Below are 12,022 nucleotides of genomic sequence, written 5' to 3' on the forward strand. Positions count from 1 at the left end.
AAAACGAAGATGCCCTACAACGAATCAAAATATTTAGAAGCATTAAACCGAAGAGGATCGCCACTGTTAAAATTTGCAATAAATAGCTAAATTTTACTAGTTGTCCACCTCAGGGCGTGTTGTTAGATGCGTTTAATCTAATGTGCACCATACCCTCGTGTCAATGTAGAAATTACATACGCCTCTCTTCGTGCACTCCCGCTCAAAGCTATACCCACAGGTCCTCTGCTTTAACCCCATTCTAAATGAGTTGCCCTCTTGAGCAATAAATCCTGGTTTTTCGCCTTCTAGAAGAAACACTTTCTCTGTGTTTGATGTATCCATACTCGTAAACCCTAAATCAACTTGTTTAAGTAGAGCTTCGCAACTTTTTTCTTCGCAACCAATAAAAGTCACTGGTTTAGTTAATGAACAAGAACAGAGCAGAAATAGAGTTAGTAATAGTTTAGTCATAGCATCTAACAGCTTATTAGACCTTTAACTTATTTAAATCCAATTCTAACAGCAACTTAGTTGAATACCACATAATTATGTAGACAATATGTGGTCATTATTTCAAATCTATTTAGAAAAATCATTTATTGCCTCTAGCATGTCTTGACTGATTTCAGACATTGATTTTTTAAACTTAGTTAATGCTTTGTCCTTTATGGTTTGAATGTGCTCTAACTCAAAATCATTCTCACATACAAAACCAATCCCAACTATAGATACATATTTTTTGATGGATTCACCATTTAAATAATAAATTCTATTTGTGCCATTAACCTCAGTAACTTTTCCAAGGTACTCTCCTATATTAGTATCACCATATGGATATGTACCAATCAAAGGGATACCCCCTTTTGTTTTATGAAATATATGTTTTCCCAATAATTCTAATTCTGGCTTGTCCTGCCATGTTCGGTAAATCATAATTCCCCTTAAAAATATACCGCCCTGTTAATCACTTCCACAAAAAAAACTTAACCAAATTTAATCAATGAGTTAAGAGAACCAACCATAAGATAACTATTGCGTTTGTAGCACATGTGTAGCGTTTTTAATTATAAATTTATTTCTTAAACAATATTACTAAAATGTCGTTAAATGCCACATTCGAGACATTAGCATTTCAGAATTTATACTGATAAATTTTGTATGTTTTGATCTACAGCGGAGATATTTGAACAACAACATTCCGCTAGCCATTTCCTGATAGCTGACATTCCCACATAGATAAAAATAGGTGGTGTTTGATAATAACTTAACCAGCGAGTCGTTCAGCCTGAATGCGAACTAAAACACCAATATAGCTGAAGCTCGGCAGGAATTATTTTGGGTTAAAGAGAATAATTATACTCAGGTAGTGCTAATTATTTAGTGGTAATCGTCAGACGTATTTATTCAAATGGCATAACAAAGGATTAAACATCCTATTTTGGTGGTGATTTACAGATGAGATAACCTAAATTACTAAACACCATAAACAAAAAAACACCAATCATGATAATTGATGTTTTCTAGAATTTACTACAAAGAAATTAAATTAAGATTTTTTCTTCAATCGACGTGATGCTAAACCAATCATTCCTAATGCGAAAATAGCAAGCGTTGTTGGTTCTGGGACATCAACTTTCTTTGCTGACACATTATTATAGTTTCCATTAAAGCTCGTCATTTGGTACGTGTAATTGCTCGCTGATAATGTTTGTGTCCCGTTGTCTGCCCCGATTGCAATCCAAGGGAGACCGCCGTTAAGGAGATCTCCTGATATCGGAAACCAATAAACACCTGTTAGATCTGAAAGATCAAAATCAACATTGTGACTACCTGTAAAGCTCAAGTCAAATGCTACTATCCCAACTAACGAGAAATCTCCCATGTCTGGTGCCACATCAGTATCGAACGTTATACTGCCATTGAAAACATCTGAAACGTTAGCATTATGAACACCATTCAATTCAAATTCAATAAGTCCTGCATTTGCAACATTAACCGCACTAAACGTAGTAAATATTAACCCAACTAAAATAGTTTTTAAAAATTTGAATTTCATATTATATCCCTTTCTTATCCCTTCCTACTAATTTAGGTTGGTAATAGTTTAAATAGTGATTTACATGAGATTGTGCAAAAATCAAACCAGCACTAAAAAAACACTATATTACAAGTGGTTAATTGAAAAATAAATATATGCACGCATAGTACTGTAAAAATTACTGACACCCACCTCCCGTCGACTTACTAATTTTAAGAGAAAATTTCACCAAACATAGATTTATAACAGTTTAAGTTAAAAAAGGTAATTGGGTGATTGAATTTCACTTAAAACCAAGTAGTGCTGATTGTTTTAATTATTCACGTAAACACCGCAATAGCGCATCATATTCACTACAGACTTGTAATCATAACCTTTTAAACCACACCCGTTGATACATATAAGTGTGAAAGGTATTGATTTAAAATAATAATTAACATTAAACGAGATCAGAAGAAGTAATGATGCCCACCTAGGGAGTAGGTATCATTTGCTAGCGAAAAACTACTATTTGCACAAAATGTCATCGCAGGCATAAATCCTTATGTCTCCTTTAAGCTTCTCAGTTGACCTTAAGTAAATGAAGTTGCTACCGTCAGCAATGCGCACACTGCGGTCATTAGCATTTGTTAGTTTGGATTAGATTTTGTATCGCTTGATAGCTAACGTTTAACCAATGGTGATGATAGAAGTCTAAGCAATTTACCCCCTACCTCTGTTGCCTTGCAGTTTAGAAGTATTGTAAATTTAGTTTCTGGGTAACCTTCTCTTTTAATTTTTACTAAATGTGTATTCTCTTCAAGAGTTATTAAGTGGTGACCTGATAAGTTTTTATGAATCATGCTCCAATAGCCGTGTGAGCTGTAAGCTGGGTTATTAGGTACTGCCATGACAGGCTCATTTCGGTCTTTATGAAAAATAATAGATAACTCTTCGTATGCTGAATCACAATTTAAATGAGTAAATGAAGCAAATGAATGTATTTCTCTGAATCGCTCATCATAGCGATCAGGATTCATATATAGATCTAAAGCTTTTATGTGAGATGGTGTTAATGACTTAAGAACTTCAGTTAATATATATAATTCATCTACTTCAACATCAACTCCAAGAGCTAAATTTATTGCAAAATTAGCCAACTGTGACAATTTTTCTTCTTGACTTGATACTTCAACTTCTTGAAGCAGCCTTAAAAAAATAGCTGAAAACTCAGGCCGCTCTGAAATAGCCAATAAATCAATTTCACCTTTGTTATCAAGAACACGTATTCTTTTCTCTACTTCTTTCATCCATAAGCTTGTTCTTGACTGAACAGGGTTGGTGAAAATTGATTGATATATACTTGTACCTGTTGGAACAATTGAAGATATAGCCTCCCCAACCCTGTACAGTTTGTCTATTGTTGGCTCAACTACCGGATTAATAATAGTAAATGCATTTTCTTTGTCCATAAAGTAGCTAAAGCCTTATAATATTTCCTATATACAATAAGATAACACTGGCATTAATCAGAATCACTACCCAAATTAAACTATCCGTGTTTTGTACTCAAATTCATTACTATATGTATAGTAAAAGAGTAATTACTAGCGTCAACAAAGCGCACCAAGTTGACCTTATCTTTGTCTGGCTTTCATCTTTTAGTGACTTCAATTAGATATGAATAACTTATTACTCATGCAAGTCAGATCATTAACGAGTTAATAGAGGCAATAAGAAAAACGGTTGTTCATTTAGGGCTAAAGCCCAAAATCATCTTATTTTAGGCTTTAGCCCTAAAATAAGCTTTAGCTATAATTCAATATAAAACGCACACTAAAAGATTAAGCTTTAGTAAACATCATGAAAAACGATAAATGTTATTACTTTGAATTTTCTAAGTACAGTTATTTACAGAACTCCAAGTTAACTCAAACTTCGTTTTCGCCTAACCCCAAAGAAGATTCATTTTCTTTACGGCGTTTTGTCCATGTGTGCTCACGACTGACGTAAACTTCACCACCACAACTTAAGCCTTTAATCACATACCCTATCGGCTCCAAATATTCACCTTCGGTTTCAATAAACTCTTTCACTAATTGAACAGGTAAATCTTTACGTTTAACGTTTACACCACCCAACGCTTCAATGAATTCACACCAATTACCACTATCCGCAGCAACCCAAACAGAGGATATGTTAACCTCTTCTTTTAACGCCAGTCTTCTTGCTTCACGCCATAAACTCACAGGTGGTCCACCAAACTGCTGAAATTGACGAATTCCCCACAAACTTGACCATTCACTCACCCGCAATGCCGCAATATCAGCAGGATTGCCGTAGTTGTCTTTATCAACACCAAAACCATCAATATTTTTAGAAATGTATTTCGCGATATACCCCACCGCAGAGCCTTTTGACTTAAGGATAGGCTCAACAGTAAATCGGTATTTTTGTGCCCCTGCTTCATCACCATCGACCTGTAAGGCATAAAAAGAGAACGTATCTCTTAATATGTGACGTTGCTCAGGTTTAACAAAAACGAGGATATGCCAATGTGGCGTGGCATCATGATGCGGCTCTGCGACTCGAAAACCAAAATAGTCGACGTTGAGTCGAGCAAGGTGTGCACGACACTTTGCAAATTGGCTACCTAGATATTGATTGGCTTGTTTTGGGCTCGTACTATCAAATTTTTCGTTAGGTCTGCCGCTATTATGAACGGGGTGCATGCGTGATGGACAAGTGATTGTTAAAAAGTCTGCAACATAACCATGTTTATCTGCGTAGACTTCAAAGCCATGTAATCTCGCCATCAGTTCATTACGACGATTCACAGGATTTGCATTGGTGCTGTTTGCCATTTCAGTTAAATCAACAACATCCCCTCGCTCATTAACTAATTCCAATTCAGCCATGAATAATTGATTACGTCGTTTGTTTTCACGCCCTTTTCGAAAGTTAGCGTCTGTTACGTATATTTGGCTTTTTTTTGACACCAAATGAACATATTGAGAAACACGCTCAACCGACACGCTGTGCAGTTTTGATAGCTTTTTTCTCCACCACTTATCACAAGCATAACGGGCAATGTCACCATCAATATATTTTCCCTTTCTCGCCTTAATAGAAAAACCAACCAATACAGCTTCTAAGGCAAAAACCATCGCTTTTTTTGAATCACCTAAATTATGCATGTTAGTAACAATTTGAAGACATTGACTTGCTTGGGTTTTACCAACCAGTTCAATCTGTGAGTCAGACCAAGTAACATCAACAGGCATAGATTTACAAAAATTACATAATTCTCTTAAATACGTATTGGCTTGAAAGGCTCCCTTTACGGGTAATTTAAGTAAACGGTTATAGGTGTTTTTTGCGACTACTCGACAATTAAAAGGAATGCTCAGTAATTGTTTACCGATAAACGTTTTATTAAGTTTGTCCTCAACATTAAATTCGTCAACGAGTAAATTAGCACTCAGTGATGCACTTGATAATTTAGATGACTCAAACCCCGATATCGTTAAGTAGTCAACTTCATGAGTTGAGTCCTGAACGTCGTTAACGAGATTTTCATTTTCCGTTACGTTAACGGAATTTTCCACCCTTACAGAAAGAGGCGTATTTCCGTTAACGGAACTAAATTCCGTTAACGGTTTATCTTCGGGTAATATCTTAGACATCAGACTTCCCCTTATATCTAAGCATTTCGCGTAATTCCGTTAACGTTATCTTTTTCTTTAACGGCTTAAGCGGTCGACTTGAAATAAATTCAATTATGACTAAATCAAATTTTTGGCTTTTGGTGTTTTTAGGTAATTTACGCATGCTCACCACCAACGGACTTTTGTCCTAAGTGCTGCATACGCAAAAACCCGATTAGCTTGAAGTTTGAAAATTTCATCATGCCACCCCACCATTACTGGTTGAATAACAGATATTGTTTTCAATATAACTTTCGATATCTTGTAAGCGGTAACGAATGGCTCTCGCACCTACTTTGATGAAGGGGATGCGCGCACCAGCCCATCGGTCACGCTCAAGGAAAGCTTCACTAACCCTCAAAATTTCAGCAGTTTCTTTAGTATTTAATAATTTAATTCTCATGACTCTTTACTCGTTGTTTTAAAGGACGAGTTGAGTTTCGATCATGTTTTAACTGGTATGAATGCCCCTAGGGGGTAGCGGTATACCTATAGGGAGTAGAAGTATACTTTTAGGGGGTATAAGTATACTTTTTGATGATTATTTGTTGATAGGAAATTTAATTTGTCCGTTTTTGAACTTACCAATCCACTTTCCAAACTCTACCTGCTTTTCTTCTGAGCTTGATAACGCTAATAACGAGCTATCTGATTGAGTTAAATCAGCTTCAATTAATTTAGCGGCATGTCGATTCGAACGGCTAGAGTATTTTGCTAAATACAACCGAATGACTTCTTCTTTCAGTGGTTCTATACGTCTTCCTTTAGAAATACCTCCTTTACTTCCTGTAATGGCTGACTTTTGTTTTTTATCGAACAAACATTCAGCACGAGCAATACTATCAATAATTTCTTCAAGTAAGTCTCTAATAGCCCTATCCAACATAGCTTGTTGCATAATCGCGAACTGCTCATCACCGACCTGTTCTTTTAATGGCAAATATAATGCGTCTTCTTTAAAGCGATTGTCATAGATAAATTTTATTTCAGCCGAATGCATTAACGTAAGAGTGGCGAATATTTCACACCACTGAAGGTTTTCAATCACTATTGTGTTTAAATCAAAATAATCACACAATAAATACAATGCTCTGCCTTTCGATAACGTAACACTCTGCCTTGAAGTGGTTTCGTTGAGTAGCTTTTGCGATAACTCGTGCAATAAGCCGTCCCCTAATTTCAACATTGAATCAATTGCTTTAGAAAGAACGATCACCTCTTCATTCGTTCGTTTTGACAAAATATCACGAGATAAGTGTGTTGCATCACAAGCAAAGTCATAAGCTGTAAACGTTAATGGTTCTAATGAAGTGTCTTCAAATATATTTGATCGTTTTACTGAGTCTCCATTCAAAGCAATTGCATTTTTTACTTCTTGTTCTATTTTATCTTGATACATAATCATCCATGTTTATTTTGCAGTTTTCTTTAAAAAAATCGGTTATGCGTTGCATAGGCGCTCTTAAACGGTCGTGATTGTTAATAATGTAACCTTCTGTCACGTCTGAGCCGTTTTTATGATTAACGAGCCGTTTAATGGCATACGATGATATATCTAATGACTCCGCTACCGTAATAAATGTTCTGCGTAAGTCGTGAAACGTAAATTTAATGCCTGATGCCTCACATAAGTGTTTTAACGCTTGATCTGGGTGCGCTAGATATTTTGCTTTTCTTGATGAAAAGACATACTCATTTGTTTTGAATCGTAACCTGTAATTGAGTATACCAATAAGAACATCTGATAAAGGTAATGTTAAAGGCTCTTTGTTTTTAGTATCAGGTATATAAATTGTTCCTTCATCCAAGTCTACATTATTCCATGTTAGCGTTGCCCCTTCATTTTTTCTTAATCCAGTCAGTAATAGAAAAAGAAGATAATCCGCGACAACATGGTGTGACTCTGCCCCTGTATTAAACTTCATTTCTTGGAGTTCTTTATACCAAAGTTCAAATTGTTTGGGTTTAATCACCGTTTGGCGCCTAGGCTCTTTCGCCCATGCTTTTATTTGACCTAGACGGTCAACAGGATTATGAGGAAATAAGCTTAAACCATTGTTATCTTCATATTGGTCATTTGCAAATTTATAAATCGCACTCAATATTCGCATTGCGGTATTAGCATAAGAAGGACTATGGCTTTTTAGTAATCGACCGTGACGAGTTGATATCATGTCTTTGGTAATATCAACAAGGCGTTTATTTTTCCAGTCTTCTAGTTCACCGTTCAGATACATTTCATATTGAACATAGGTTTTATCTTTTAAGTAAGACTTTATTCTTCTGTAATCTTGCCAGACTTGCCAAAGCGTCATTTGCTCAGCTTGGGCTTGTTGGCGCTTTGCTATTGGGTCAATACCCGTTGCAATTTCGCCTAGGTATTTAAGTGCCTCTTTACGTGCCATTTCGACCGTAATTTCAGGATAACGTCCAAGCGTAATTCGTTTGAGTTTTCGGTTGATGCGTTTTTCTAATACAAACGCTTTACTACCGCCCGTAGTAACACGAACAGCAAAGCCTTTAAGCTCTGAATCTCGGTAGAAAACCTGCCCCTTTTGAGGAAGTGCAAGCTTGTCTACAAAAGACTTGGTTATTTTGCATGTAGACACAGTGTAGTCACGCTATATAAAAAACAGGTAGGCTATTTAAAACAAGAAACAGGTAAGAAGTCAATTAAAATAAGGAGTTAATGGTTTATTGGTATTCATTCAAACTAGTTAAAACAACTACAAATAAAACAGCTTATTAGACCGAAAAACTAAGCAATAGATAACACTTAGCATTCTTTGTTTATTTACAGTTACAATTATCATACTTTACAACATAATAAAAACACTAACATTTTATTATTATTAAATATTTCAAAAGGTGCAACACCGAATCTTTCGGTATTTCGGCAAAAGAAAGGAAAACAACACCAGCTGTATAAAAAAACAGTAAAAATAATTATTGTTTAAAATATAGTAAATAAGTTATAAATTTTGTGTGTGATCAGGTGGGGCAACTTCGATTTTTCTAACTGTAATAATTATCAACTTTTAATGGCGGCATCTAACAGATATCTTTTTGCCATCGACTATTCAAATTATCTCCGTAATGTGACGTCGCGAATAATGCCATCAAATATTACTGTCTTACTAACATTAAGATAAAGGCCAGAAATCTTTGCTGGCTTGACTCAGGCGTTAATACTTGATGCTGAAGTGCTTCGCTGAACTTTAACTACATTAAATAATGAAAAGCCTTATTTTTAGAGCCTTTGATTATGTCTACAATATCTTAAAGTATGTGCATATGTAACTTTGTCTAACGCTTGCGGTAAAAAATATTTTCATTAAATACCATTATTAGATGATATTAACTCTTATCAGAAACAAGATAATAAGTGGTTTGCTTTCCCCTACTTATGCTTGTTGATGTAATGCAAATATACTTCAACATTGGCATGTAGCTATTCTGATAATTACAAACCGGGTAATCTATAAATATTAACAACTAGAGTTTTTTTGTTGCAAGAGTATTGAAACGTTTATCATTGTCGAGTCTTATCTAAGGCCTACTGGTCCTCTTTCTTTTTTATATGCCGTTTTTTTTAGAACCATGTTAAACTTAAAAAAAAATTTTTACGGGTATCATGTTGGCTTATCGATGGGTATTTAAAATATTATTTATGGTTGTTTTGTTCCCCTTTTTGGCTTCTGCAGAAAGTGAGCACGATGATAATGAGGTAATAAATAACTATTTAAAATTACAAAACCTAATACACCTTCAAGGCGATCAACATAACGCTTTTATTTCCACCTTGCTCACACAAATTAACAACTCAGACTATACATTTCTCAAACCCGCTGTTTTTGCAAATTTAGCTGTCCTTAATATTAACGCTGGCAATAAGGCTAAGGGGCAAGAATATTTAGCTGATTCTATTCAAGCATTTAATAACACTTCTTATAATAAGTATACCAACAGTGCTCTGTACAAAGTAAGTCGAGCATACTTACTGATAGGTCAGTATGCTAAAGCCATTGAGTATACTAATCAGCTAAATGCCTTCGCTGTTGAGCATAATGGCAAAAAAATGGAAGTTAGAGCACTGCTTAACTTAGGTTTGATTTATGCTGAATTGCAATTATATGATTTAGCAGAGTTGCGTCTTAATAAGTCTTTGGAAAAAGCTGCCTCTCTGGGAGATAATAAGCTCGAACATTTAACCATACTCTATTTATCAGGTGTTAAAATTAATCAACCCGATAGCAATAATCAAGATATCCTCAAATTAATTAATAGAGCTAAGTCTATTTATGAAAGCATTGGTTATTTAGAGCGGCTAGAAGGATTAACTTACGCAAGAATGGCAAGAGCTAACAAAGCTGAAGAATTGCTATTACAATCACTTTCTTTAGCGGTTAATAATCAAGATGTTCGTCTTAGCCAAATAACAAATCAAAGTATTGCCTCATTTTATTTTACCCAGAAAAATTTTACTCTAGCGTTAGCTCATGCAAAGGAGTCACTTAAAATAGCAATAGAATTAGGCCATAAAACAGAGGTTTCTGAACTCAACTATTTACTAGCGGAAATTTACAAGAGTTTAAATGATGACAAGAACACTTTGATTCATCTCTTGGCTTATGTTGAATTTCAAAACTCTAATCAAGCTAAAGCGTTTGTCGATATGCTCTATGAAATGGATAAAAATATAGCCATAGATAAAAAATTTGCATCTCTTGAAAACGAAAAACTTTTAAATCAAATAGCTATACAAAAAAGTGAAAAATATAACCAACTCTTTATCTTCATCATAATACTAATAAGTGTTTTATCATTCGTTATGCTATTACTTTGGAAAAATAGAAATAAAATGATGCTAGAAAAACTCAGCTATTCAATGCGCGATAATTTAACAGGTTGCTATGTTAGAAATTACTTAGATGATTACTTACCAGGGCTTAAGTCTAGATTTGAACGACGTGATAGCACTACCAAAGAGTCTGTCGGTGTAGTAATGGTAGATTGTGATAACTTAAAACCGATTAACGATAACTATGGACACGCCGCAGGTGATGAAGTTTTAAAAGCTATAGCGACAACACTTTCAAATCAATTGCGTAGCAGTGACGTTCTCGTAAGATGGGGAGGCGATGAGTTCGTTTTATTGTGCGAAAACATTTCCTTAACAGAGTTAGGTAATTTAAGTGAACGTGTAAATGCATCAATAGATAAGCTTGATATTATTTTTGAGAAAAACAATATCTCAGTAACTGTTTCTTCAGGATTTGCATTGCATGATATTAACAGCGGCTTTAATTTCTATAATCTTTTAAAGTGTGCCGATAATTATTTATATCAGTCAAAAAAACAAGGTAAAAACGCTAAAAACGGCGGTATGTATGTACCCAATACTGATTATCAAATATAAACACTTCAATATTCGCCTAATTCCTCAAGGTATACATGGATTGCAGATTTACATATAGTTTGATTTTATATATTACCCAAACCCATGTCCTGAACGGTGTTACGCTTTAACCTCTTTTTAATGCTGACTTAAGACTATTAACCAATCTAACTCAAATAATCTTATTGTTTGCTTAAATGCCATTTTATGCCTTTATAAATCGCTGAATTCCTCAGGCACAGTCTTTTTGAATAGTGTGTGAACTATACATTGCCCGTTCCTTTGTTTCTCTCTCTTTATTTGGATCTTCTATACAGACAACAGATTCGATAATAGCGAGATAATCCGTAGATAGCTTTGTTTCTTTTGCCCCAACAATGACGTGATTTAGGTACCAAGTATATGGTTTTAATGAAGGGTCTATTCTAATTGCACAATAAATTAGTGCTTCGAACGTTTTTCCCTGTTCATTTATTACGGATACTGTTTTTTCATTATACCCAGACCCTAAACTTTCTGCTCTATCTAAAATGGGTTTCTCATTTTCATCTATCTCAAAAAGAGCGCCTACGACCACGTCATCACTATTATTCGTATAAAAAGAGTCGCATTTACCTGATCCATCTTTGCCACTCATATTAAAACGCAACTGATGATTTTTAAGACTTACTGTGTCAATTTTTTGGGCACTTGGCACCCTTTGTTGAAGTCTTATAAGGGACATGTTTGAACCATATGCAAAATACTTCATCAAAACTCCTGTGCGATTAATACCTGTTCAACAGGCAAATAATTATTGGTTAAAAATATAGAACACAAACATTTAACTATTTATTGTTTGAAATTCTATGACATCGGCTATAAGGGTAACAAAAAAACATTAGCTTTTACATGGTTCTATTCCTAAGTTATAGGTTT

10 protein-coding genes are annotated in these 12,022 nt (G+C 34.8%); 1 reads left to right on the forward strand and 9 read right to left on the reverse strand.

What is annotated here, in order from left to right:
• Window positions 1-561 precede the first annotated feature (561 nt).
• The 8 genes from H4J57_RS09240 to H4J57_RS20285 form a co-directional block, all read right to left on the reverse strand.
• On the reverse strand, window positions 562-915 hold the full coding sequence (locus H4J57_RS09240; protein WP_182242590.1) for a hypothetical protein: 354 nt from the start codon (window positions 913-915) through the stop codon (window positions 562-564).
• A gap of 613 nt (window positions 916-1,528) precedes the next feature.
• Window positions 1,529-2,038 (reverse strand): PEP-CTERM sorting domain-containing protein, encoded by a 510-nt coding sequence (locus tag H4J57_RS09245; protein WP_182242591.1) that lies wholly within the window; start codon window positions 2,036-2,038, stop codon window positions 1,529-1,531.
• Between the two features lie 644 nt (window positions 2,039-2,682).
• Window positions 2,683-3,471: a hypothetical protein gene (locus H4J57_RS09250; protein WP_182242592.1), complete on the reverse strand. Its 789-nt coding sequence runs from the start codon at window positions 3,469-3,471 to the stop codon at window positions 2,683-2,685.
• A 459-nt stretch (window positions 3,472-3,930) separates the two neighbouring features.
• Window positions 3,931-5,685 carry a replication endonuclease gene (locus H4J57_RS09255; RefSeq protein ID WP_182242593.1) on the reverse strand — a complete coding sequence of 585 codons (1,755 nt, stop codon included), beginning with the start codon at window positions 5,683-5,685 and terminating at the stop codon, window positions 3,931-3,933.
• Window positions 5,678-5,830: a hypothetical protein gene (locus tag H4J57_RS09260; RefSeq protein WP_182242594.1), complete on the reverse strand. Its 153-nt coding sequence runs from the start codon at window positions 5,828-5,830 to the stop codon at window positions 5,678-5,680. The genes H4J57_RS09255 and H4J57_RS09260 overlap by 8 nt, the downstream gene beginning before the upstream one ends.
• Window positions 5,831-5,905: 75 nt before the next feature.
• Window positions 5,906-6,109, reverse strand: a complete 204-nt coding sequence (locus H4J57_RS09265; RefSeq protein WP_182222121.1) for an AlpA family transcriptional regulator — start codon at window positions 6,107-6,109, stop codon at window positions 5,906-5,908.
• A 138-nt stretch (window positions 6,110-6,247) separates the two neighbouring features.
• A complete protein-coding gene (locus H4J57_RS09270; RefSeq protein ID WP_182242595.1) occupies window positions 6,248-7,105 on the reverse strand; it encodes a hypothetical protein in 858 nt (285 codons plus the stop codon).
• Window positions 7,092-8,315: a tyrosine-type recombinase/integrase gene (locus tag H4J57_RS20285; RefSeq protein ID WP_182242596.1), complete on the reverse strand. Its 1,224-nt coding sequence runs from the start codon at window positions 8,313-8,315 to the stop codon at window positions 7,092-7,094. The genes H4J57_RS09270 and H4J57_RS20285 overlap by 14 nt, the downstream gene beginning before the upstream one ends.
• Window positions 8,316-9,784: 1,469 nt before the next feature.
• Between H4J57_RS20285 and H4J57_RS09280 the strand changes: the two genes are divergently transcribed.
• The gene (locus tag H4J57_RS09280) at window positions 9,785-11,125 is read left to right on the forward strand and encodes a GGDEF domain-containing protein (protein WP_182242597.1); all 1,341 of its coding nucleotides are present in this window, start codon (window positions 9,785-9,787) and stop codon (window positions 11,123-11,125) included.
• A gap of 211 nt (window positions 11,126-11,336) precedes the next feature.
• On the opposite strand, the gene H4J57_RS09285 is transcribed toward H4J57_RS09280, so the two are convergent.
• Complete coding sequence (locus tag H4J57_RS09285) at window positions 11,337-11,855, reverse strand: gamma-glutamylcyclotransferase family protein (protein ID WP_182222676.1); 519 nt, start codon at window positions 11,853-11,855, stop codon at window positions 11,337-11,339.
• Window positions 11,856-12,022 lie beyond the last annotated feature (167 nt).

The organism is Colwellia sp. BRX8-7 (assembly GCF_014077275.1).
Lineage (GTDB): Bacteria > Pseudomonadota > Gammaproteobacteria > Enterobacterales > Alteromonadaceae > Colwellia_A.

Coding starts and splice junctions, on each gene's coding strand:
- H4J57_RS09240 (WP_182242590.1), bottom strand. CDS start 915: ATGATTTACCGAACATGGCAGGACAAGCCAGAATTAGAATTATTGGGA.
- H4J57_RS09245 (WP_182242591.1), bottom strand. CDS start 2,038: ATGAAATTCAAATTTTTAAAAACTATTTTAGTTGGGTTAATATTTACT.
- H4J57_RS09250 (WP_182242592.1), bottom strand. CDS start 3,471: ATGGACAAAGAAAATGCATTTACTATTATTAATCCGGTAGTTGAGCCA.
- H4J57_RS09255 (WP_182242593.1), bottom strand. CDS start 5,685: ATGTCTAAGATATTACCCGAAGATAAACCGTTAACGGAATTTAGTTCC.
- H4J57_RS09260 (WP_182242594.1), bottom strand. CDS start 5,830: ATGCGTAAATTACCTAAAAACACCAAAAGCCAAAAATTTGATTTAGTC.
- H4J57_RS09265 (WP_182222121.1), bottom strand. CDS start 6,109: ATGAGAATTAAATTATTAAATACTAAAGAAACTGCTGAAATTTTGAGG.
- H4J57_RS09270 (WP_182242595.1), bottom strand. CDS start 7,105: ATGTATCAAGATAAAATAGAACAAGAAGTAAAAAATGCAATTGCTTTG.
- H4J57_RS09280 (WP_182242597.1), top strand. CDS start 9,785: ATGGAAGTTAGAGCACTGCTTAACTTAGGTTTGATTTATGCTGAATTG.
- H4J57_RS09285 (WP_182222676.1), bottom strand. CDS start 11,855: ATGAAGTATTTTGCATATGGTTCAAACATGTCCCTTATAAGACTTCAA.